At 40.0% G+C, this 24,436-nt stretch carries 20 protein-coding genes; 12 read left to right on the top strand and 8 right to left on the bottom strand.

Annotation, left to right across the window (positions count from 1 at the left end):
* The gene (locus tag CGC50_RS01075) at positions 1 to 624 is read right to left on the bottom strand and encodes an L-threonylcarbamoyladenylate synthase (protein ID WP_002667984.1); all 624 of its coding nucleotides are present in this window, start codon (positions 622 to 624) and stop codon (positions 1 to 3) included.
* A gap of 521 nt (positions 625 to 1,145) precedes the next feature.
* On the opposite strand from CGC50_RS01075, the gene prfB reads away from it, so the two are divergent.
* The 6 genes from prfB to CGC50_RS01045 all read left to right on the top strand — a co-directional run bounded on the left by prfB (position 1,146) and on the right by CGC50_RS01045 (position 8,446).
* Positions 1,146 to 2,246, top strand: a complete 1,101-nt coding sequence (gene prfB, locus CGC50_RS01070; RefSeq protein ID WP_002668128.1) for a peptide chain release factor 2 — start codon at positions 1,146 to 1,148, stop codon at positions 2,244 to 2,246.
* Between the two features lie 191 nt (positions 2,247 to 2,437).
* On the top strand, positions 2,438 to 4,978 hold the full coding sequence (topA, locus tag CGC50_RS01065; protein WP_095909335.1) for a type I DNA topoisomerase: 2,541 nt from the start codon (positions 2,438 to 2,440) through the stop codon (positions 4,976 to 4,978).
* Between the two features lie 396 nt (positions 4,979 to 5,374).
* Entirely contained in the window at positions 5,375 to 5,701 is a 327-nt protein-coding gene (locus CGC50_RS13730; RefSeq protein ID WP_095909334.1) for a DUF805 domain-containing protein, read from the top strand.
* Between the two features lie 79 nt (positions 5,702 to 5,780).
* A complete protein-coding gene (locus CGC50_RS01055; RefSeq protein WP_095909333.1) occupies positions 5,781 to 6,707 on the top strand; it encodes an RHS repeat domain-containing protein in 927 nt (308 codons plus the stop codon).
* Between the two features lie 56 nt (positions 6,708 to 6,763).
* Positions 6,764 to 7,840, top strand: a complete 1,077-nt coding sequence (locus tag CGC50_RS01050) for a hypothetical protein (RefSeq protein ID WP_095909332.1) — start codon at positions 6,764 to 6,766, stop codon at positions 7,838 to 7,840.
* A 21-nt stretch (positions 7,841 to 7,861) separates the two neighbouring features.
* Positions 7,862 to 8,446 carry a PD-(D/E)XK nuclease family protein gene (locus tag CGC50_RS01045; RefSeq protein WP_095909331.1) on the top strand — a complete coding sequence of 195 codons (585 nt, stop codon included), beginning with the start codon at positions 7,862 to 7,864 and terminating at the stop codon, positions 8,444 to 8,446.
* Positions 8,447 to 8,662: 216 nt separating this feature from the next.
* Here CGC50_RS01045 and guaB read toward each other — a convergent pair whose 3' ends face one another.
* The 6 genes from guaB to thiL all read right to left on the bottom strand — a co-directional run bounded on the left by guaB (position 8,663) and on the right by thiL (position 15,935).
* Entirely contained in the window at positions 8,663 to 10,141 is a 1,479-nt protein-coding gene (gene guaB / locus CGC50_RS01040) for an IMP dehydrogenase (RefSeq protein WP_095909330.1), read from the bottom strand.
* Positions 10,142 to 10,342: 201 nt separating this feature from the next.
* Positions 10,343 to 11,647 (bottom strand): phenylacetate--CoA ligase family protein, encoded by a 1,305-nt coding sequence (locus CGC50_RS01035; protein ID WP_095909329.1) that lies wholly within the window; start codon positions 11,645 to 11,647, stop codon positions 10,343 to 10,345.
* Between the two features lie 7 nt (positions 11,648 to 11,654).
* Positions 11,655 to 12,257 carry a ribosome biogenesis GTP-binding protein YihA/YsxC gene (gene yihA, locus CGC50_RS01030; RefSeq protein ID WP_095909328.1) on the bottom strand — a complete coding sequence of 201 codons (603 nt, stop codon included), beginning with the start codon at positions 12,255 to 12,257 and terminating at the stop codon, positions 11,655 to 11,657.
* Position 12,258: 1 nt separating this feature from the next.
* Positions 12,259 to 13,023, bottom strand: a complete 765-nt coding sequence (locus CGC50_RS01025) for an alpha/beta fold hydrolase (RefSeq protein WP_095909327.1) — start codon at positions 13,021 to 13,023, stop codon at positions 12,259 to 12,261.
* Positions 13,024 to 13,138: 115 nt separating this feature from the next.
* Entirely contained in the window at positions 13,139 to 14,815 is a 1,677-nt protein-coding gene (locus CGC50_RS01020; protein WP_095909326.1) for an SPOR domain-containing protein, read from the bottom strand.
* Positions 14,816 to 14,894: 79 nt separating this feature from the next.
* Positions 14,895 to 15,935, bottom strand: a complete 1,041-nt coding sequence (gene thiL / locus CGC50_RS01015) for a thiamine-phosphate kinase (protein WP_095909325.1) — start codon at positions 15,933 to 15,935, stop codon at positions 14,895 to 14,897.
* A gap of 216 nt (positions 15,936 to 16,151) precedes the next feature.
* Between thiL and CGC50_RS01010 the strand changes: the two genes are divergently transcribed.
* Positions 16,152 to 17,672 carry a helicase HerA-like domain-containing protein gene (locus tag CGC50_RS01010; protein WP_095909324.1) on the top strand — a complete coding sequence of 507 codons (1,521 nt, stop codon included), beginning with the start codon at positions 16,152 to 16,154 and terminating at the stop codon, positions 17,670 to 17,672.
* 7 nt (positions 17,673 to 17,679) lie between these two features.
* Positions 17,680 to 18,273 (top strand): hypothetical protein, encoded by a 594-nt coding sequence (locus tag CGC50_RS13725; protein ID WP_095909323.1) that lies wholly within the window; start codon positions 17,680 to 17,682, stop codon positions 18,271 to 18,273.
* Here the strand turns inward: CGC50_RS13725 and CGC50_RS01000 are convergent.
* Entirely contained in the window at positions 18,263 to 19,384 is a 1,122-nt protein-coding gene (locus CGC50_RS01000; RefSeq protein ID WP_095909322.1) for an N-acetyltransferase, read from the bottom strand. The two genes, CGC50_RS13725 and CGC50_RS01000, sit on opposite strands and share 11 nt — an antisense overlap.
* A gap of 233 nt (positions 19,385 to 19,617) precedes the next feature.
* On the opposite strand from CGC50_RS01000, the gene CGC50_RS00995 reads away from it, so the two are divergent.
* The 4 genes from CGC50_RS00995 to dusB are packed head-to-tail and all read left to right on the top strand — an operon-like array spanning position 19,618 to position 24,369.
* The gene (locus tag CGC50_RS00995; protein WP_095909321.1) at positions 19,618 to 21,087 is read left to right on the top strand and encodes a sensor histidine kinase; all 1,470 of its coding nucleotides are present in this window, start codon (positions 19,618 to 19,620) and stop codon (positions 21,085 to 21,087) included.
* A gap of 41 nt (positions 21,088 to 21,128) precedes the next feature.
* The gene (locus CGC50_RS00990) at positions 21,129 to 22,538 is read left to right on the top strand and encodes an alkaline phosphatase (RefSeq protein WP_095909320.1); all 1,410 of its coding nucleotides are present in this window, start codon (positions 21,129 to 21,131) and stop codon (positions 22,536 to 22,538) included.
* A 22-nt stretch (positions 22,539 to 22,560) separates the two neighbouring features.
* Positions 22,561 to 23,388 carry an HAD family hydrolase gene (locus CGC50_RS00985; RefSeq protein ID WP_095909319.1) on the top strand — a complete coding sequence of 276 codons (828 nt, stop codon included), beginning with the start codon at positions 22,561 to 22,563 and terminating at the stop codon, positions 23,386 to 23,388.
* Positions 23,389 to 23,394: 6 nt separating this feature from the next.
* Positions 23,395 to 24,369 carry a tRNA dihydrouridine synthase DusB gene (dusB, locus tag CGC50_RS00980; protein WP_095909318.1) on the top strand — a complete coding sequence of 325 codons (975 nt, stop codon included), beginning with the start codon at positions 23,395 to 23,397 and terminating at the stop codon, positions 24,367 to 24,369.
* Positions 24,370 to 24,436 lie beyond the last annotated feature (67 nt).

The following is a 24,436-nucleotide window of genomic DNA, read 5'->3' as shown; positions in this document are numbered from 1 at the left end:
CTACCAAAGTCCCTCTATACTGCCCTTTCCTTGGCGAATAAGCTCAGGCACTCCTGAGGAAAGGTCGATCACAGTGGAGGCTACATTATCTCCATATCCTCCATCTATGACTATATCCACCTTGTCTTGCCATTTTTCAAAGATAAGCTCGGGGTCAGTGGTATATTCCAAGACCTCATCCTCATCATAAATGGACGAGGAGACTATAGGGTTGCCCAATTTCTCTACCAAAGTACGTGCAATGGTATTGTCAGGAATACGAATCCCCACTGTTTTTTTCTTCTTGAACTCCTTGGGTAGGTTGTTGCTCCCTGGTAGGATAAAGGTATAAGCTCCCGGCAAGGCTCGCTTAAGGAGCTTGAAGGTAGTGGTATCTATTTGTTTTACATAGTCCGAAAGGTTGCTCAAATCGGCACAGATAAAGGAAAAATTGGCTTTGTCAAGTTTTATTCCCTTGAGCTGTGCAATGCGCTCCAAGGCTTTGCTGTGGGTGATATCGCAGCCCAAACCATATACCGTATCGGTAGGATAGATGATCACGCCTCCTTCTCTGAGACAGTCTACCACTTTCTGTATCTCCCTCTCATTAGGGTTCTCTGGATATATTTTTATAAACTTAGCCATTCTTAGGTGTTAGGTTTTAAGGGTTAGATATTAGAATTAAGGGTTAATTCATTAGGGCGTAATAAATTGTATCTCTACGGATGAATACACTTATCTGTAGTTATCTTAGTCAGCGTTAGGGTAGAAACGCAATTTATTGCATCTTAGAAAGTTCGCGAACTTCTTAAGGACGAATTATTCATATACTTCGTAAGGGTGAATTATTCATATACTTTATGAGGGCAAATTGCAATTCGCCCCTATACATGTGTCTCAAAATATATTAAATATTAAGGACATTCTTCATTTTTTATTTCTCCCTCTTTGCCCGCAAAAATACAATAAAATAATGAAAATCACACTATTTCCTTCTATAAAAAAATGTATTCTTAATAAAAGTTAAATTTTGTATACCGTAAATTATTGTAAATCAATTTTTTAAAATGATATTTTAATATTATCTTGAAATATTTAGATAAAAAATAAATAGTGAAGTCATGAATAATAGATAAAAAGTCGTACTTTTGCCGAAATTTTCGTAAATGGTAACTATAGAGCAACTTAAAGAACTTAGCCAGCGAGTAGAGAATTTAGAGAAATACCTCCAGATTGACAAGAAAAAAATAGAGATTGCCAATGAGGAGGAGAAGACGTTGGCTCCTGATTTTTGGGATAGTCCTAAGCAGGCACAGCTATTGGTTCAGAAGCTCCAATCCCAGAAAAAATGGGTGACTGATTACGAAAAATCGGCTGAGATGGTCGAAGAACTCCAGATCATGCTGGACTTCTACAAGGAGAATGCTATTTCCGCCGAGGAAGTAGAGGATTTCTATGGGCAGACATTGCTTCATATAGAGAACTTGGAGTTTCGCAACATGCTTTCTGATGAAGGGGATGCTCTTAGTGCTGTGCTACAGATCACCGCAGGAGCAGGAGGTACTGAGAGTTGTGACTGGGCTTCTATGCTTATGCGTATGTATATGATGTGGGCTAACAGACAGGGATTTTCTGTCAAGGAACTCAACTTCCAAGAGGGGGATGTAGCAGGGGTGAAGACTGTAACTTTAGAGATAGATGGCGAATTTGCCTTTGGCTATCTCAAGGGGGAGAATGGTGTACATCGCTTGGTGCGTATCTCGCCTTTTGATAGCAATGCTAAGCGACATACCTCTTTTGCTTCGGTGTATGTGTACCCCTTGGCAGATGATACTATAGAGATAGAGATCAACCCAGCTGATATTTCCTTCGAGACCATGCGCTCTAGTGGGGCTGGAGGACAGAATGTCAATAAGGTAGAAACGGCTGTACGTCTCCGTCACCACCCTACAGGCATTATCATAGAAAACTCTGAAACCCGCAGCCAGTTGGACAACAAGAATAAGGCTCTCCAATTGCTCAAATCACAACTTTATGAAATAGAGCTTAAAAAACGCCAAGCCAAGCGTGACGAGATTGAGGCTAATAAAATGAAGATAGAATGGGGTAGTCAGATACGTAACTATGTCATGCATCCTTATAAATTGGTCAAAGACGTACGCTCTGGCTATGAAACTACCAATGTAGATGCAGTTATGAATGGTGAATTGGACGATTTCCTAAAAGCATATCTTATGCTTATGGGACAACAAAATAATGATCAATGATCAATTGTCAATGCTTAATAGTTAGTCTTTCTAACTTATACTCTTTTTCGAAAAAGGGCATAAGTATTATTAGGATCGAGATTGTCCGGAAATAAAAAATAAATTAACTAAAACACTAAATATCAACTATATAAAACATAGATAACTTAGAAAATTAATAATTAACAATTGACAATTAACAATTAATAAAGATGGCGAAAAATTTAGTAATTGTAGAGTCTCCTGCCAAGGCAAAAACTATTGAGAAGTTTTTGGGCAGTGATTACAAGGTGATGTCCAGTTACGGACATATAGCCGACCTCCCTGATAAGGAATTAGGGGTCGATGTAGCACATGGATTCAAGCCTCAGTACTTGGTCGCTGTCGATAAAAGAAACCTTGTAAAAGCCCTCAAAGAAGAAGTGAAGAAAGCCGATACTGTATGGTTGGCTTCCGATGAAGACCGTGAGGGAGAAGCCATAGCTTGGCATTTGTCTGAAGAGCTTAAACTCTCTCAAGAAAAGACCAAGCGTATTGTCTTCAACTCCATTACTAAGTCCGCCATAGAGCATGCTATAAAGAACCCTCGAGGAATTGACTATAATTTGGTCAATGCCCAGCAGGCACGCCGTGTACTTGACCGCTTGGTAGGGTATGAACTATCCCCTGTATTGTGGAAGAAAATCCGTAAAGGGCTCTCCGCAGGGCGTGTACAGTCCGTATCGGTACGCCTTATTGTAGAGCGCGAACGCGAGATACAGGATTTCCAAAGTGAAGTCTCTTATAAGATCACTGCTGAGTTCCTTACTAAGGAAGGAAAGCTGATCAAGACCTATACTCATAAGTCCTTTCCTACCCAAGAGGCAGCCAAAGCTTTCTTAGAGAAGAATATAGGTGCTACTTTTTCTGTGGGAAGTCTCGAGACCAAGCCTGCTAAGAAATCTCCAGCACCTCCCTTTACTACCTCTACCCTACAGCAGGAAGCCGCCCGCAAGCTCCACTTCTCTGTATCCAAAACCATGCAACTGGCACAACGCCTTTACGAATCAGGGCTTATCACCTATATGCGTACCGATAGTGTAAATCTATCCCCTGAGGCACTCTCTGCTGCCAAGCAGGAGATTGTCAAGTCTTATGGAGAAGCTTACAGTAAGACCCGCCAATATACCTCCCACTCCAAGGGGGCTCAGGAAGCCCATGAGGCTATCCGCCCTACCGATATGGCCGCGCATACTGTAAGAGCAGAAGCTGATCAAGTACGCCTATACGAACTAATATGGAAACGTACCATTGCCTCTCAGATGAGTGATGCCTCTTTGGAACGTACTCAGGTGAAGGTCAATGCTTCTACCCACACAGAGCCTTTTATAGGTAGTGGCGAGGTGATCGTATTTGACGGATTCCTCAAGGTATATCTCGAGGGTAAGGACGACGAAGAGGAGGAAGACGAAGGCATGCTACCTGCTATGAAAGTAGGGGAGTCCCTCACGAGCAAACATATTACAGCTACCCAGCGCTTTACCCGTCCGCCCTTCCGCTATACAGAAGCCTCCTTGGTCAAGAAGTTGGAAGAGCTGGGTATTGGCCGTCCTTCTACCTATGCGGCTACCATCTCTACCATACAGAACCGAGGCTATGTAGAGCGTAGTAGCTTGGAGGGCGAAAGCCGTCCTTACTTACAGCTCTCCTTGATCAAAAATGAAATCAAGGAAAAGAAACTCACAGAGAATGTAGGTGCTGATAAGGGTAAACTCATTCCTACCGATATAGGTATGATCGTCAATGACTTTTTGATCACCCACTTTGCTACCATTGTGGATTACAATTTTACAGCCAAAGTCGAAGAAGAGTTCGATGATATTGCCTCAGGCAAAGAAGACTGGGCAAAAATGGTTGGCCGTTTTTACGATACTTTTCATCCTACGGTAGCCCATGTAGAGCAAAATGCAGTGCGCGAGACCGGAGAGCGTATCTTAGGTACCGATCCTGCCACTGGTAAGCCTGTGAGTGTACGCCTTGGTCGCTATGGTGCTATGGTGCAGATTGGTACTGTGGAGGATGAGGAAAAACCACGCTTTGCTAGCCTCTTGCCTCACCAGACCATTGATAGTATCACCTTCGAGGAAGCTATGAAGCTCTTCGAACTCCCCCGTAAGTTGGGCGTATATCAGGGTAAGGAAGTAGAATCCAACATAGGCCGCTTTGGCCCTTATATCCGCTTTGGTGATACCTTTATTTCCTTGGATAAGTCCTTGGATGTCTTTTCCATAACCTTTGACGAGGCTAAGGAAGTTATCGACCAAAAACAGAAAGCCGATGCCCCCATCTCTGTATACGATGGTAAGGAAGTTACCAAGGGAACAGGGCGTTTTGGCCCTTTTATCAAGTGGAACAATATGTTCATCAGCGTAAGCAAGAAGTATGATTTTGAGCACCTCTCCCAGAGTGATATCATCTTTTTGATAGAGGAGAAACTCAAGAAAGAATCCGAGAAAGTAGTCAAGGAATGGCCAGAGGAAGGTATCCATATAGAAAAAGCCCGCTGGGGGCGCTACCACCTCCTTAAAGGAAAGACCAAAGTAGAGCTCAGCAAGGATACAGATATAGAAGCCTTTACCTTAGCCGAAGCCCAAAGCCTTTTGGCCACTAAGGAAAAACCTAAGAAAGCCCCTGCTACTAAGAAGGCGACCACTGCCAAGAAAGCCCCCGCCAAAGCCTCTAAGACTGTTGCAAAGAAAACAGTGAAGAAATAATTTAAAATTTAACAAATAGAATTAGTGTACTATCATAATTTTTACTATCTTTGCTGTAGCAAATAAGATAATAAAATTATGAATATTTTAAGAGTTAAACGCAACGCAACGCAACGCAACGCAACGCAACGCAACGCAACGCAAGCTCTTATTATGTCTTAGCTTAAGCAATTCGTATATAAAAATATTTGAGAAAAGCAAGCCTGCTTACGAAATTTTTTCGTGAGTAGGTTTGCTTTTTTGTTATGTTAAAATAACAATTCGGTCGTAGCTTGACCACTCTGCACTTTAACTTTGCAGTCAGAAATAAAACAGCTATCCGAAGGGCTGTGTTTATATAAGGCGAAACCCGAAAAGCCTGTAATAGAGTAGGGAAGAAGATTAATTTTTTAAATTATGTTTAAATCACCTTTTTCATTTAAAGGACGTATAGGTATGTTAGAATATTTTATTAGTGTTTTAATCTATATTGCCTATCTTTTATTGATTAGAAACTATCTAATTGATTATCTCTTTCAATCTTTTGAAGATGTAGGAACCGCTTTCTTAGTACTTTTATTAAGCTTAATTCCTGCTATATATTTTGCTCTCGCACAAGGAGCAAAAAGGAATCACGATATAGGAAATTCTGGATGGTTCATTCTTCTTCCTTTTAATAATTTTATTATTCTATTTGTTCCGAGTGAGAAAGCGAATAATAAATATGGTGAATACTTAGATTAATCTGATAAAGATATTGAAAATTACTTTATATAGTGGAGTATCAATTAATATACTCCACTTTACTTAAAATATTAAAAAAATGAAAAAAATAATATTACTTACAAGCTTATTATTACAAATAGCTTGTGGACAATCCTTTCAACAAGGAAATGGAAAACAAACAGAAGATTTGCGAGAATATGAACTAAAAGGGAATGTAAAGTCCCTTGAATATGCTACCTATGAAGCCATAGATAAATCAGGAGAAATTGTAGCTAATGAAGGAAAATTCTGTGCTACTAGAAAATTTAGTTATAAAGGAAAAATTCTATTTGACAAAAATGGAAATATGATAGAAATAACTACCTCTGAACCACTCCCTGGAAGAGAGTTTAACACTAAAACTATCTATATATATGATGGAAAAAAGCTTATAAAAGAAGAGTATGAACAATATTATACAGATAATAAATCAGCTGTAAAAAGAAAATCTTTTATTTATGAATATGATAATAAAGGATACAAAACTAAGAAAAAAATAATTTTACCCAATGGAAAAATAAGAGATGAAATTATTTATAAATACAATTCTAACGGACAACTAATTCGAATAGAAAAAAATATAGGTGGAGAAGATGCTATTTTCTCGGAAGAAAATTATGAATACGATGCAAGAGGTAATATTATAGTTATAGGATATGATGGATATAAAAATATAGCTAATGTATATCTTAAATATAATGATAGGAATCAGTTAATAGAACTTAGAGGGCCTATTATAAGTGATGAATATAGTGGAGATCCTATCCCTGATGTAAAAGTAGGAGAAAATATATCTTATTATGAATACGATAGCAAAGGAAATCTTATTGGAGAACGATATACTACTACAAAAAGAGAAATGAAATGGATAGATTCAGAATACATACGATATGAATCGGATGATAAAGGGAATTGGATAAAAAGTATTAGATTTCAAGATACAGATCCTATATCTATCACTCTAAGAACCATAGAATATTACTAAAGTATAACCAAAATTAAAATATCAAAAACGATGAGAAAATATTTTTATTATTTCTATTGTGTTCTTTTCCTATTTTTGCACAACAGAAAACGGCTTATCAAAAAAAGATAGAAGAAATTCAAAATAAATATTTACAAAAATATGGAGTTTCTCTCTCTCGAATCAACCAATTAAGAAAAGATAAAGAATTAGGAAATGCTGCTGTAGAGGCTTTACTATACGAAAAGATACAAAACTATGGTAAAACTCATGGAAATGTAGATGCTGGTCTTATTTTAATTAAGATATTAAAAGAGATGAATGCTGCTGAAAAACTTAAAACGCCAGCTGAACTAAAGAAAGAAAAAGAGGAAATCGAAAAAAGAATAGCTCAGCAAAAAAAAGAAAAACAGCAGAGGGAAATTATGGAAAAGAAAAAGAGAGAGGAAGATATAGAAAAAACATCTGATATTGTTAGAACAAAAGTAAGAATCAAAGATAGTTTTATAAAATGGGCTCAGAGAGGAGAATTTGAGACTACAAATGAATTTAATAAAAGACTATCAGAAGAAAGTAGAAATCAATTACAAAAGATTAGTTTTTATGAAATTGATTATATATTTGATAATGAATTAAAATTTGATATTAAATTAGGAATGTATGATGCGGATAATGAAATATATCCTATGATTATAGAAAAAAAGATTGGATTTTATAGTTATAAAACAGAAGAGGAACTTTATAAAAAATTAGTATATAAAAACTATACAGGAGATTATAATTTTAATAATCCAAAAATTTCAATAGTAACTGAAGCTAAAATAGAAAGAGAAAAAGCTATTAAATTAAAAGAAATATGCGAAGAACATAGTGAAAGTATTCATGCATATGGTAATCCTCAATTTTCAAGAAATATAGAAGAATGGATACTTAAAGATGGATATTTTTTTCCAATAACTATTAAAATAGGTTCTTATAACGATGCTAAAGGAGAACTAGAGGACATAGAGATAGTAAATTTGAATAAAAAAGGATATTCTCTTATCTCAGAAATAGGCTTTAATACATCGGATTTAGGATTATCTGGATATTTTCCTGAAAATTATACATTTAAACTTAACAATAATCATATAGAGAATATAGAAGAAAATTAACCTATTTAAACACTAATAAAAATGGATATCAAAAAATCATTCTTTATGCACGATGAGAATGGAACCTCTAAAAAGGAAAGTTTAGTGGATTTCTTTCTCTCTTGGACACTTCGTTGTATTACCCATAAGGAAAGGGATTACCAAAATCCTAAGTTAGAGGTTTATTGCAAACGTATAACCTCCCTATTACTTTTCGGAGATGTAGAGAAACTTAATCAGTATGAAGTCCAACAAGTGAAAACGTGGCTCCAATGGAAGCGAGTAGACCTCTGTGCGGAATTTTACTTGCTCAACAAAGAAACTCAAAAGGAGGAAAAGTATGCACTTCTTTTGGAAAATAAGGTATATACTTCTATACACGACAATCAATTGGAAAACTATAAGCAACTTTTCCAACAGGATTATGAGGGAGAAGACACTTTCTTAGAATATGTATATTTCTCTTGTAAGGATACTCTAAGTGATTGGGAAAAAGAACAATGTGCTGCCGCTGGTTATAGAGCTTATACTATGAATGAAGTTCTTGACTTAGTGCAGGGCGATCAAACTTGGGATTTTACAGGTAACGCCTTATTTGATGAGTTTTGGCTTAGCAATTGGGGATAGGAAGAATGAAATAATAGAAAATATCACCTCTATAAAGTACTAATGAATTTTATAGTCTTTGTAGAGGTGCTTTTTATAGTGAAAAGAGAAGTTATTAAATCAGTTAGATTTCGGCAATAAAACAAATAAATTGCCAAAATCTAATTATTTTTATAGCAACAAAAAAAGCGAAATTTTGAGAAAAATTTCGCTTTCTTTATTATTGATCATTGCTCATTATCTTGAATAATTCGGAGCTTCTTTAGTGATAGTCACATTGTGTGGATGGCTCTCTGCAATACCACTGGCGGTGATACGGACAAACTTACCCGTTTCCTTGAGTGTGGCGATGTCCTTAGCACCACAATAGCCCATACCAGCGCGTAAGCCTCCGATAAACTGGTGCATACTTTCCTGTAGCTCTCCCTTATAGGGTACACGCCCTACGATGCCCTCTGGGACAAGCTTCTTGATATCGTCTTCTACATCTTGGAAATAGCGATCCTTGCTACCATGTTGCATGGCTTCCACAGAGCCCATACCACGGTAGGACTTGAATTTTCTTCCTTCGAAGATGATCGTTTCCCCTGGGGATTCCTTGATACCTGCCAGTAGGGAACCGAGCATCACGCAATCAGCTCCTGCCGCTATAGCTTTTACAATATCTCCTGTGTATCGGATACCTCCATCTGCAATCACTGGGATGGAAATATTTTGTTGCTTAAGTGCCGCTGCTACTTGCATCACGGCAGAAAGCTGAGGATAACCTACTCCTGCCACTACTCGGGTGGTACAGATAGAGCCTGGACCTATTCCCACTTTCACAGCGTCGGCTCCTGCTTTTGCCAAATATAAAGCGGCTTCCGCTGTGGCTATATTTCCTACTACCACATCAAGCTGAGGGAAGTGTTCTTTGACTTTCTTCAGTACGGAAACTACCCCTCGGGTATGTCCATGCGCGGTATCTATCACCACGGCATCCACTCCGGCGTGTACTAAGGCTTCTGCTCGTTCTACGGCGTCAACCGTTACTCCAAGGGCGGCGGCTACACGTAGGCGACCGATGTTGTCTTTGTTGGAAATGGATTTGCTTTGTAGGTTGGCTATATCGCGGAAGGTAATTAGCCCTACAAGTTTGTGGTCTTTGTTTACCACAGGAAGTTTTTCTATCTTATTTTTTTCCAGTATCTTCTCAGCATCTTTCATAGAGACTCCCTCAGGGGCTGTGACTAAGTTCTCATGGGTCATCACTTGGGTGATAGGGCGAGTGTTGTCACGCTCAAAACGCAAATCGCGGTTGGTGACAATCCCTTTGAGAATTCCTTGTTCATCTACAATGGGGATTCCTCCTATACTGTGTTCTTTCATACAGTGCTTGGCATCACCTACTGTAGAGGTAAGAGAGAGGGTCACTGGGTCTATGATCATACCACTTTCAGCACGTTTTACCTTTCTCACTTGTAGCGCTTGTTCCTCTATAGTCATATTCTTGTGTAGTACCCCTATTCCTCCTTCTCGTGCGATAGCTATTGCCATAGCCGATTCGGTAACAGTATCCATTGCTGCTGAGACAATAGGTACATTCAGCGGAATATTTCTACTAAAAAAAGATTGAATAGAGACTTCGCGGGGAAGCACTTCTGAGTAGTGAGGAACGAGCAATACATCATCATAGGTAAGCCCTTCACTGATAATTTTTGGATTGTGGGAATTCATAAATGATACGTTTTGGAATAAGGACACAAAGTTACATTTTTAAAAATAAAATCTCTGATTTTTAACATTAATTTTTAATTAGAGAACGGAGATTAAGGGATAAAGAATAGACAACAAGAGACAGAGAAAACCAGCGTAGAGATCACTAACGACTGACAACTGACGACTGCCCTCTGATCTCTGCTTACTGCCCTCTGTTCATTATTCCCCTCTCCGGTCAATGAATTTTACGGGTTTACGACTGCCCTTGGGGTAGAGTTGTTCTTCTATAGTATCCACAGGGTAAAACTCTATCTTGGGGACTACTCGCATTTTAGCGCGAAAGTGATTGGCTATTTCTTCTTTTAGTGCTTCAGAGGGTTCACAGGTGCCTATCTTGATCAGAATCTCATCAGTGAGGATCTCATTGCTACTAATTTCTATAATATAGTTCTCTACCTGGGCAAATTCGGTGAGTAAGTCCATCAGTGCTGGTGGATATAGGGTAGTTCCCTTGTACTTGATCATCTGCTGTTTTCTCCCCACCACAGGGCTTACCCTGAGGGTATTTCTTCCACAAGAACAAGGAGTATCATGTAGGGTCACCATATCTCCAGTACGGAAGCGCAACAGAGGCATTCCCTCTACTCCAAGGGTGGTAATGGTCAGCTCTCCCAATTGTCCATAGGGGAGGGGATTCCCCTCATCATCCAATACCTCAGTGATGATGAGCTCCGGATGATGATGCCCCCCCTGCAGAGCATCACACTCAGTAAAGGTGGTACTCATCTCTGTAGAGGCATAGGTGGAGTATAGCCTAAGTTCAGGCCATTTTTCCATAATCTTATCAGTCAGTAAGTTAGGTGAGAAATCTTGCTGACGAAGAGTCTCTCCTATACACACCACACCTTTCACTGATGAATGGCGGTAGTCTATGCCATTCTTCTCGGCATATTCTATGAGCTTGAGCAAGAAGGAAGGTACTGCAATGAGGTAGGTTGGGTGATAGGATAGGATAGAGTCCCATTGTAGTTCTGGGATACCTGCTCCTATACGTACAATACTTGCTCCTAAGTGGCGTATTCCTAAGAAATAGGCCAATCCTGCCATAAAGCGACGATCTATAGTGGTCATCAGTTGTACTACATCTCCCTGAGAAATACCTGCACAGGAGAGGGAAATTGCCTCGTTGTAAGCCAAGCGATCTAAGTCCCTATCAGTAAGCCCAAAGGTAACAGGCTTGCCCAAGGTCCCTGAGGTAGAGGCATAGTCTACTATCGCTTCCTTAGGTACGCAGAGAAAGTCATCATTGTAGCGCTGAAGGTCATCCTTGGAGGTTGTTGGCAATCTCTGAAGGTCTTCCAGATGCTGTATTTGTGTGATATCTATGTTGTTTTCTCGAAATAGACGCTGGTAATAAGGGGATTTTTCTTTCAGATATTGCAAGAGTTCTCGGAGTTTTTCCTCTTGAAAAAGGCGAATAGCATCTTTACTTTGTGTTTCTATAACAGGAATAGGAAAGGACATAACAGAATTAGGCTTTCAGGGATTGGTTAATAGTTTCTATATAGGAGAGGAGGTCTTCCTTTCCCAGTCTATTTTCTGAAGAAGTGATAAAATAAGGGGGCATTTCCTCCCATTGCTGTAGGAGGATTTCACTATAAGAGGCTACATGCTCTTGAATTTGTTTTTCAGTAAGCTTATCGGCTTTGGTAAAGACAATAGCAAAAGGAATGGCATTCTCACCCAACCACTGCATGAACTCTAAATCTATTTTCTGAGGCTCGTGACGTATATCCACCAAGACAAAGGCACAGACAAGCTCTCGACGCTTTTTGAAATAGTCGATGATAAACTGTTGGAAGGTTTTTTTGGATTGCTTGGATACTTTCGCATAGCCATAGCCAGGTAGGTCTACCAAGTACCATTCTTTGTTGATAAGGAAATGGTTGATCAGCTGTGTTTTCCCTGGTTTTGAGGAGGTTTTGGCCAATCCTTTGTGATTGGTCAACATATTGATTAGGGAAGATTTTCCTACATTAGAGCGACCAATAAAAGCGTATTCAGGTAGCTTGTGCGTAGGGCACTTAGCTACCTGAGTATTACTTACTACAAATGTGGCTTGTTTGATTTCCATGCTACAAGTCTTTGTCTGTGAGCCAGTTATTTAGTATTTTGTTGAACTCTTCAGGATGTTCCATCATGGGGGCATGCCCACACTTATCTATCCAGTACAGAGTAGCATTAGGGAACAACTCATTGAATTCCTCAGCTACTCTCGGAGGAGTTACAGGGTCGTTCTTTCCCCAGATAAGACAAACTGGCAGGGTCATCTTAGGTAAGTCCTTGGCCATATTATGGCGGATAGCACTCTTGGCAATAGCAAGGGTCTTGATAACTTTAGTACGGTCATTGACTATTGCAAAGACTTCATCGACCAATTCCTTGGTTGCAGTCTTAGGGTCATAGAATACATCTTGGCATTTCTTTTCGATGAACTCATAACTACCACGCTTGGGGTAGCTATCCCCCATAGCACTTTCGTACAACCCAGAACTTCCAGTAAGGATGAGTGCTTTCACCTTTTTCGGATGAAGCTTGGTATAGAGCAGACCTATGTGTCCTCCTAAGGAATTTCCCAAGAGAATTACTTGGTCAAATCCTTTGTAGGTGATAAAGCGCGCCAACCAATTGGTCAGACTCTTTACAGTACTGGAGAGCAAAGGAAGATCATAGATAGGGAGCTCGGGAGCCACCACTTTGTATTTTTTTGAGAAAAAATCAATGGTACTCTCAAAGTTGCTCAATGCTCCCATTAGCCCATGTAAGAGGATGATAGGAGTGCCTTCGCCCTTTTCTATATAGGAAAATTTGTCTTCTTTTTTACGAAAAAGATTTATCATTTTATATCCAATTCTTGCGACTACAAAAATAATAAATATTTATCACATAGTAGTCATTATCACTAATTTTTTTTGCGAAAAATTATTTATTTGTAAGTAATTAAGTAACAGTACGTTATTCCACAATAAGAATCCATACATCTTTCACCTTCTGCAATTCAGGGTTTTGGCTCTTCGCACTATTGATTTCACGCTGTTTCTTTAGTGCCGTTTCATAGTCTGTTACATAGGCCGCATAGGCATAGTGGAGGTTCTTAGCCGGATATAGGAAGGAGCCTTCTGCACGCATACCTTTCTGGCGTAATCCGAATATATACTTATCTGCATTTTGCTTGTTTGAGTATACTCCTAGAATTAGGTAGAATCCTTTTTTGACATTCTCTGCATTGATCTTACGCACATTGTCGGGTACTCCAGCAGTAGGTTGTGTAGCAGCCACTTGTCCTTGTGAAGTGGTCGTATTCTGCCCACCTTGAATAGGTATAGTAGTTGTTTTTCCTTGGGCAGCAGCCACTTGCCCTTGAGGAGTGGTCACATTTTGTCCACTTTGAACAGGTGTAGTAGTTGTTTTTCCTTGGGTAGCAGCCACTTGTCCCTGAGGAGTGGTTGTAGCTTGTCCTGTGACAGCTGTTTGTGGTTTTATTGCTGTTTTTTTTCCTAAAAGCTTATCTACTTCGGCATCGCGAAGGGTGGTATTTTCTTCGGTATTTATCGCCAATCCTAAAAGAAAAGCATAATAAGTATCTGTAGTAGAGGAGAAGTTGACCCTTAAGTACTCATTACCTACAGGAAAGACTTCAAAATCATAGTTAGGTACCACAATAGAGAAGATGTCAAAGCCTAAGGTATTCTTACTATTAGGCTTTCTTTCCTTGACATAGTCTTCCAAATAAGTGATAGAGCTATTGAAGAAGTTCTTTACACTTCGGGTTTTGGTTTCTGCATAGAAGCCTACTTTTTCAGAGAAGATACCCAACTTGTTTTCTCCTTGATTAAAATCCGCATCGAGTACGCCACCTACTAATCGAGGGAAGGCCTCTTTTACAGAAGGGATTTTATAGTTAGTAAAGCTAATATTTTTACTTCCTTTTACTGAAAGAAAACCATCTTTGATATCTATTTTTCGCAAGGGTTCCTGAGGGTTTTCATAAGCAATCACCAAAGTCCATCCTCCACAAGAACCTCCTTCTATAGCACCTCCTGCAGCTCTTACATTAGCTACAGTATATTCTCCATCTTTGCGCTTAGCATCTTGTAGGAGTTTGGTCACATCGGCAAACATTACATAGGGAGCATTCTTGCCCATATAGCGGGAATCAGTACTACCATCAAAGACAAATTCTCCTTTTATAGGAACATACTTTTCCTTAGGGAGCTTTAGAAGTACTTCCTCTACTGATTCACGTTTGTCATCCTTCACTACGATCTTGCCTCCGCTGCTCTCTCCCAATTCAAAAGGATAGGTAGCTGCCCAGTAGAGCCCCGCAAAGAGGATTCTGCTGTTCTTAGGTAGGGATACCCCTGCACTACTGGAGGAAAATGTTTTTTTATCTTTGTCAATATCAATATATTGCATATTCTGGCTATCGTTGAGCTTGTCACCTCCCACCAGATCGTTAAAGGGAGTATTAGAATTGTTTTTCCCTTCCTGACGGCTCAAAATATTATTCCCCGTAATAAAGATATTTCCTTTGGAAAGTACCTTGTAACGGGTCGTTAGCGTATCACTATCTTGTGCCATAAGAGGGCTTACCAAGGTGAGTGAGAATAGTAGGCTACAAAGAATTCTCATAAGCTTAGTTTGATAAAAATTTCGGTGGCAAATGTACGGAAAAAAAATAAATTCTCCCAGAAATAGCGCTATATTTTTGTTAAAAAGCATTCCAGCCACGTGCTTTTAGGGGGATCGCCTCATTGGCACGGGTGATAAGGTTACACCCTAAGCTCTCATCGGTGATATATCCAATGACTGTGAGGTTTGGATTTCCTTTAATCTTATCGTAATCAGCCGGAGCAATAGTCATCAACAGTTCATAGTCCTCACCTCCGCTGAGGGCTACCATGGTACTACTTAGGGCAAATTCCTCACATACATTGATTAGGGTAGGATCCAAGGGGATTTTGTCCTCCATTAGGCGGCATCCTACATGGGATTGCTTACATATATGTAATAATTCGGAGGATAAGCCATCGCTGATATCCATCATGGAGGTAGGACGTACCTCTAAGGCTTCAAGTAGGGAGATAATATCCTTACGTGCTTCAGGCTTGAGCTGTCGCTCGATAAGGTATTGATAAGGCTCTAAGTCGGGCTGAAGGTTTGGATTTACTTTGAAAACCTCATTTTCTCTTTCAAGTATCTGAAGCCCCATATAAGCTGCTCCTAAGTCGCCCGTAACGACAATAAGATCATTCTCTTTGGCGCCATTTCGGTAGACAATTTTCTCTAAGGGAGCCTTGCCTAGAGCTGTAACTGAGAGGATAAGCCCACGAGTGGAAGAGGTTGTATCGCCCCCGACAAGGTCTACCTTATAGATATCACAGGCTAGGCGTATGCCTTCGTATAGCTCCTGTAAAGCCTCTACCGGAAAACGGTTGGAAACAGCCAAGGAGACAGTCACCTGCGTAGGAAGGGCATTCATCGCACAGATGTCTGAGAGATTGACCATGATAGCCTTGTACCCCAAGTGCTTTAGAGGCATATAAGCTAAGTTGAAGTGTACGCCTTCGATAAGCAAATCGGTGGAAACAACTGCCTTTTCCTCCCCGAAGTCTATCACTGCTGCATCATCACCTATTCCCTTGAGCGAAGAGGGATTATGAAGCGGAAAATCACGAGTAAGCAGGTCTATCAAGCCAAACTCTCCCAACTGAGAGAGGTCTGTTCTATGGGTGTTTTTATCTTCTAACATACTTTGTTGGGTATACTAATTCCGCGCAAAGATACGAATTTTTTATCTAGAAAAATCAAGATTGACAAAGAGGATAATTCCTCTTTTTTCACTTTTCTTTGGAGGAGGCTCTTTCAGTTAATAAATTTTCGTTAATCCCCTGTTTTTTGCTTAAAAAGAAGTATATTTGCACCCAATAAATTTTTATAGTGTCTTTTTCAAGAAAAATAGAGAAATATGAGTATAGAGAAATTCAAAGAAGTGATAGAGGCGGGATATACCGTTTCTGGAAAATATATCACCTTAGGTGGTGCTATGTATGAAGGCAAGGCCATTGCTAATTTGTTTGTCAATATTCCCTTGAAAAATCTTAACCGTCATGGGCTTATTGCAGGAGCAACGGGAACAGGGAAAACCAAGACCTTACAAGCCCTCACCGAGAATCTCTCCAAGGAGGGAGTACCTACCCTTCTGATGGATCTCAAGGGTGACCTCAGTGGAATTGCAGCCATAGGAGAAGAAAAATCTTTTATCAAAGAGCGTCACACTCAGATGAACCTACCTTATACACCAGAGGCATTCCCCGTGGAGCTTCTGACCATATCCAAACAAGATGGAGTGCGTATGCGTGCCACTGTCTCTGAGTTTGGATCCGTATTGCTCTCTCGTATCTTAGACCTCTCCGATGTACAAGAAGGGGTACTGGCTGTAGTATTCAAGTATTGTGATGACCACCAATATCCTCTTTTAGACCTCAAAGACCTCAAGAAAGTACTACAATACGCTACCGAAGAGGGCAAAAGTGAGTTCGAATCAGAGTACGGACGTGTAGCCGCTTCTTCCACCAGTGCTATTTTGCGCAAGATTGTAGAGCTGGAGAACCAAGGAGCTGAACTCTTCTTTGGAGAAAGAAGTTTTGAAACCGAAGACCTCCTTCACACTGATGAAAAGGGTAGGGGAGTGGTCAATATCATCCGCCTTACCGACATACAGGATCGTCCTAAGATGTTCTCTACCTTCATGCTCTGTCTCTTGGCTGAGATATACAATACCTTTCCTGAGATAGGAGACCAGGAGAAACCTAAGTTGGTCATTTTCATAGATGAAGCTCACTTGATATTCAACCAAGCCTCCAAAGCCTTGCTCAATCAATTGGAGAATATTGTCAAGCTCATACGCTCCAAGGGAGTGGGACTGATCTTCTGTACTCAGACTCCTACCGATGTTCCTGATGCTGTACTCTCCCAGTTGGGACTCAAGATACAACATGCTTTGCGTGCCTTTACAGCCAAAGACCGTCAAGCCATCAAACTCACCGCACAGAACTACCCTGAGACAAGCTTTTACAATGTTCCAGAATACCTCACTTCCCTAGGTACAGGTGAGGCTTTTGTTACCGCTCTGGACAGTAAGGGACGCCCTACCCCTTTGGTAGCTACTATGATGCGTGCCCCTATGAGCCGTATGGATATTCTTACAGATACCGAGATCAAAGCTCTTTTAGACAAATCCGTCCTCAAGGCAAAATACAACGAAGTCATAGACCGAGAAAGTGCCTATGAGATACTCAATGCTAAGATTGCAAATGAAGCTCCTAAGGAAGATGCTTCTAAGAAAACAGAAACCAAAAGCACTGCTCCCAAGACCTCTTCTGCTCCCAAAAAGAGTACCGCACAAAATCCTATTATAAAGATGCTCACCAGTGCTACCTTTGTACGTGGGGTATTTGGAGTTCTTAGCAAGCTAATGAAAAAATAGAAATGTAATGAAACTGAAAAAACATATATTCCCCCCTGCTTTTTTCTTGGCAGGTATAACTTCTTTATTGGTAGGATGCTCTCAAGTTGATAAAAAATTCCTTATCACAGATAGTAGTGTAGGGCTACTTACCCGTGGAACAAAAATAACCCAGTTGGATTCCCTCTATCAGAAAGATTCCTTGGTGAAAACCTCTTTAGAAGGAGAGTTTCGCTATATCAGTGAGGAACGTTTCCTTATCTATGAGCGGGGTAAGGAGAAAAAGCAACTTTTGGAGCTAACACCCAATATTCCTTTGGATGGAAGCCCTCAGTATATACAGGGAGTACAAGTCTTGGACGATCGCTATACTACCAAGGAAGGGATATCTCTCAATAGTACTTTTGGGGATATAAAGAAAGTGTACAAAGAATTTGATTTTGAGCAACTACTCTCCACAGTTATTGTCATGCCAAAAGGGAGCAATCTCTATTTTGCATTTGATCAAAAAGAACTCTTGCCCGCTCTGGACGACACCTATACTATAGAGAGTATTCCTGATACGGCTAAGGTAAAGCGTTTATTGCTCAATTGGGCTGAGGGGACCTCTCCTACTCAATAGTTTTTTTGTAAGTAGCTCTACGGGAGAAAGTGGTTGGGTTGAAGTTTTTCCATAGCTTCTGTACTAGGATATTATCCTCCAACTCGGGAGTGATGATACACTGCTCAACTCCTTTCTCTTTGAAGAGCAGATAGCAATCCCTAAAGAGCATAGCAGGAATACCTTTAGACTGATATTCAGGACTGATTCCAATAAGGTAGAACTCTAATACTTTGGGGTTTCTTCGAGCTTTCCATAGGTGATAGAACCCAAAGGGAAACAGTTTTCCTTTGGCCTTCTGTAGCGCCTCTGAGAAAGATGGAATCATGATAGCAAAGCAAATAATCTTTCCCTCTTTGTCTAAAATGAATTTAATAAATTCAGGCAAGACAAAAGGGATATATTTTTTCTTAAAGTATTCCTTTTGCTTATCTGATACAGGGATAAAGGAGGAAAGATTCGCATAAGAAGTATTGAAAAGATCGAACATTTCATCTACATAAGGGAGAATGTCCTTATTGGTCTTGATAGGAGCATAGCTAAGGCCATAACGGCGCTCTACTACATCACCTGCCTTTTTATAAGGTTCGAAATCAACATCTTTAAGATAGAAAAAGGATTCTATATAACCTTTTTCCTTGACCCAACCAAGTTTTTCTAAATGTTGTGCATAGTAGGGATAGTTAGTCCAAGTAGCCATACCTCCGATATGCTCAAAACCGAAAGTTTGTATCCCTACCTTATCCATATTAGAAAAGCCCATAGGACCTTCTACATACAAAAGTCCCAGTTCGTGTGCTTTGTCCAAAGCTTTTTTTAGCAAGGCATCAGTAACCTTCAGATCATCAATCATGTCCAACCATCCAAAACGTACTTTGCGTACTCCACGATTGATTTCATAATGATTAATAATGACAGCAATACGCCCTACTATAGTTCCTTTTTCGTTATAAGCCAAGAAAAAAGTGGCTTCACAATTCTCAAAAGCAGGATTTTTTTTAGGGTCAAAGGTAGCCAACTCCTCTGAAATCAAAGGAGGTACCCAAGTTTTACTATCTTTATATAAGAAAAAAGGGAACTTCACAAAGTCAAGCATTCCCTTGGTATTATCTACTCTTTTTACAGTAATCATTCGTGATGTGTTAATCGCTTGCAAAAATACGAAATAAAGACTAAAGAAAGAATGATTAATAATTAATTAACATTTTAGAAAAGATTGGAATAAAATTGATTGATTATCACTATTTTTTTGTACATTTGCGCTTTATTTCAGTGAACAGTTGTCTGAGAATAGTAATGCGGTAAGCAGTTGTCAGTGAACAATGAGCAGTAGTTAGGATTCCTTAATAATATTAATCATTAAAATTGAGCGCTTTTCATTCCTTAAGATTTCGTATTTTTGTGAGCCTTATTGGTATTACAATACTATCCTTTATCACCATAGCGATAGTAACTATCTACCAATATCGCAATCAGTCGCGCATATATCACAATGAGCGCTTATTACGTAAGGAACAACAATTGGCTATGCAACTGCGATATGTATTTTCTCAGACTACTTTTCCTGTGGAAGATAAGTATATCCCAGTAATTTTCAGAGAAGAAATATATCGTATTGCCGATATAGAGAATATCAATTTCAATCTATATACTATCAATGGTACATTCCTGATCAGCTCTCAAGCAGGACTAAGAGAAAACAAGGAACTACATTGTATTCCTGATAGTATCCTCACTGCCTTATCCTCATCTGTGGATAAGCGCTTGGTCTTCCAGGCTCCAGAGGAGGGGGGAAGCTATCAATATTCTTATTCGTATGTCAATGATCTACAATATAAGCCTTTGCTTATTGTACATATCCCTCATTTTGAGAATGATACCTTCAACGAAGGGTTTCTTCAGGACTCATTGTATAACTTAGGAAGTGCCTATGGAGCCATATTATTACTCACAATAGTAGTTGCCTTGGTCATTTCTCGTTATATCACCCGATCACTCAAGGAGATACAACATAGGCTAAGAACCACTCATTTCTTAGGGAAGAATGAAAAAATAAATGTGAAGAATACCACTACTGAGATAGGAGAATTGATCTTTTCCTATAATGAAATGGTGGATGAGATAGAGAAGAGCAAGAAAGCCTTGGCTAAAATAGAGCGGGAGAAGATGTGGAAGGATATGGCCAAACAAATCGCTCATGAAATAAAGAACCCACTTACCCCAATGCGACTGAGTGTGCAGAACTTTGAGCGCAGATTCACCCCTGAGGATCCTCAATGTAGGGAAAAAGTGGCCAATTTTACCCAGATGCTCCTACAGCACATTGACACCCTTTCGGATATATCCGATGCGTTTTCCTCTTTTGTTTCGATGCCAGCTCAGAAGAAGGAGCTATCCGACATCAATGCAATTATTCGTCGCACTATAGCGGTCTTTGACCTACCTTATATCCATTTTGAGAGCTCGCAAGAGACTATTGAACTCTGTGTGGACAGAAACCAGATGAATCGCATGCTTACTAATTTACTCAAGAATGCACTTTATGCTACCGATAGCACCCCTACTCCTTTGATAGAAGTAACTTCCTTCATCGAAGGAAATTATGCTTATATTGTAGTGAAGGACAATGGTTCAGGGGTGCCTATAGAACTTCAGGAACGTATTTTCGAACCTAAGTTTACCACTAAGAATACAGCAGGATCTGGCCTTGGTCTAGCGATGGTTAAGCATATCGTTAGTGCTCATGCTGGGAAGATAACTCTTAGCTCTGAAGTAGGAAAAGGAGCCTCTTTCACAATTAAGCTGTCAGGGGTTGGACAAGAAACTAATCTCTAAAAACCGAAAACCTAACAAATTCAAAACTTAAAAATATTACAATGGAAAGAAGAAATTTTTTGAAGAATTCTCTTTTAGCAGGCTTGGGCTCCCTATTGGTTCCCTCTGTGGCACAAGCTCAAGCTTCTGAGTCTTTTGGTCGTAAAAGAGCCAAAAACATCATTTACTTGGTTAGTGATGGAATGAGTATTGGTACCTTAGTAATGGCCGATCTATATTCTAAGCGTATTTTAGGGCGTAGTAGTGCTTGGTTTAGCCTTTATGAACAGAAATTGGCAGTGAAAGCCTCTATGGATATGCAGTCTGCCAGTTCTGTAGTTACGGACTCTTCAGCAGCCAGCTCCTCATGGGGATCTGGACACCGTATCATCAATGGTATGATCAATGTAGGGGTTAATGGAGAACAATATACCCCTATCTTACAGAAATTCAAAAAAGCAGGCAAAAAAGTAGGCTGTGTAACTACGGTACCTATCACCCATGCCACTCCCGCAGGCTTCTGTACCAATAGCAAAGAGCGAAAAGCACAGCCTAAAATAGCAGAAAACTACCTTGACCTTCGCTTTGATGTCATGATGGGGGGAGGAGATAACTATTTCAATGCAGGAAAGCGCAAGGACAAACAGGATATGTATGTCAAATATCTGGAAAAAGGCTTTACTGTAGTGAAAAATGTAAGCCAAATGAATGCCGCCCCTAAGAATGTTCCCCTACTTGGAGTGTTTGACAAAGACGCATTGCCCTATACCCTTGATGAAAATAACACAACGAAGAATGCAACCATACCTACCTTAGCACAGATGACTCAAAAGGCCATTGATATGATGGCAGACCACAAACAAGGTTTTGTACTACAAGTAGAAGGTGGAAAGGTAGACTGGGCTGCTCATGGCAATGATATAGGTGCTTTGCTCTTTGACCAATTAGCTTTTGATGATGCTGTACGTGTAGCAATAGACTTTGCCAAAAAAGATGGCAACACTTTGGTTGTTATTACCTCCGATCATGGCAATGCAAACCCTGGGCTTATCTACGGAAAAGAATGTAATAAGAACTTTGACAATTTGGCTCATTTTCTCCATACCAATGACTTTACTTTGCAGAGTATTAACCTGACAGACTCAGTATCACAAGTGAGAGACTTGCTTACACATAATTTTGGAAATATTCCTTTTTCTCAGGAAGAAGCCAAGGAAATCCTCTCTTTCTATACCGAAGGTAAGCAAGAAGATGGACTCTACAACTACAAGAAACTCCCTTATCGTCTTTTAGCTGAGATACAGAAGAAACATACTTCAGTAGGCTGGATCAGTATGGATCACTCCTCTGATTATACTGAACTGGCTATGTATGGTCCTGGAAGCCAAAACCTGCCTCCTTTTATAGAAAACTATAAAATGCACAACTTCCTACTCGAAGCCGCAGAGGTGGATATGTTGGAGAAATATTAATAGCATACGAATCAATCAGGTTATGGCTTATAAAATTCTCTTTTCGGATATAGATGGCACCCTGCTGGATGCTGAGCGAACTCTCTCAGAGAAGACCATTAAGGTACTCTCTCACCTAAAGTATCAGTTTCCTATAGTGCTGATATCCTCACGTATGCCTATACAGATGCATTATTTACAAGAGAAAGCAGGTATATTGGGGATGCCCTTGATTGCCTACAATGGTGCCTTAGTTATAGATAAAGATAGGAAAGTACTTCGCTCTACAGAAATACCTTTTTCTCTTTGTCAGCAGATTGTGGCACTCAACCAACAATATACAGGAGGAAATTTACATATCAGTTTCTATCATTTCGATGAGTGGTATGTTCCCAAAGCAGACCAGTGGGCACAGCGTGAAGAGCGAAATACCTGCACCACCCCTATGGTAAAAACCAACCAAGAGGTGCTTTCCTTATGGGGTTTCCAGAACAGAGGTGCTCACAAGCTTATGCTCATGGGCGAAGAGGAGTTGGTAGAGGCAATGTGGCAAGTGCTGCAAAGGGAAATGACAGGACAACTCCAGCTCTATAGAGCAAAGAATACCTATATAGAAATCACTCTACAGGGTGTTTCCAAGCTCACAGGTATAGAGGCTTTTTTAGCTCACCAAAAGGGAATAAGCCTAGGAGATGCTATTGCTTTTGGGGATAATTATAATGACCAAGAAATGCTTCAGGCCGTTGGTCTGGGGGTAGCTGTAGCCAATGCCCGTGACGAGGTAAAAGCTGTAGCCAATGATACTACCCATCACCACAAGGAAGACGGGGTAGCTCGCTACTTGGCTAAAATGTTCGATATAGAATTATAATGATATATGGTAAAGATAGGTAATGTTACCTTAGGGGAATTTCCCTTACTTTTGGCTCCTATGGAAGATGTAAGTGATCCTCCTTTTCGCCGATTGTGTAAAAAGTATGGAGCGGATATGCTTTATAGTGAGTTTATCTCTTCCGAGGGGCTAATTCGCGATGCAATAAAAAGCCGTAAAAAACTCGATATCTTCGATGATGAGCGCCCAGTAGGTATACAAATATTTGGTGGTGATGAGGAAGCTATGGCACTTTCGGCTCGTATAGTGGAGACTGTTTCCCCCGATGTAGTGGATATTAATTTTGGCTGTCCAGTCAAGAAAGTAGTAGCCAAGGGGGCTGGAGCTGCAGTGCTCAAGGACATAGACCTGATGGTACGCCTTACGCAAGCGGTAGTGAAGAGCACTCACCTTCCTGTAACAGTCAAAACGCGATTGGGTTGGGATAGTGAGACAATTAACATAGAAGAGGTAGCCGAGCGCCTACAGGATGTGGGTATACAAGCCCTCTCTATTCATGCCCGTACTCGTGTACAGATGTACAAAGGTCATTCCGACTGGTCGTATATAGCCAAGGTTAAGAACAACCCTCGTATCCATATTCCTATTTTTGGTAATGGAGATATAGATTCTCCCGAGAAAGCCCTAGAGTACAAGGAACGATATGGAGTAGATGGTATCATGATAGGTCGTGCCGCTATAGGCTATCCTTGGATTTTCCAAGAGATCAAGCACTACATGGCTACAAGGGAGCTATTACCCCCTCTTACATTATCCGAAAGAGCTGAAGCAGCCCTACAACACCTACTCTGGGCAGTAGAGTGGAAGGGAGAGCGCTTGGGAATCCTTGAGACACGTCGTCATTACAGCAACTACTTCAAGGGGATTCCTCACTTCAAGGAGTACAAACAACAATTAGTTACCCTTGACGATCTCGAAGCTCTCAAAGAAATCCTTATTAAAGTGAAAAGTGAAGAATGAAGAGTAAGATAGTTTAAAATAATGATCAATGATTAATGATGATACTAACACAAGTATCTATTAATCA

Origin of the sequence: Capnocytophaga gingivalis, assembly GCF_002302415.1 — a bacterium.
Lineage (GTDB): Bacteria > Bacteroidota > Bacteroidia > Flavobacteriales > Flavobacteriaceae > Capnocytophaga > Capnocytophaga gingivalis.
This window is presented reverse-complemented; position numbering and strand designations above follow the sequence as displayed.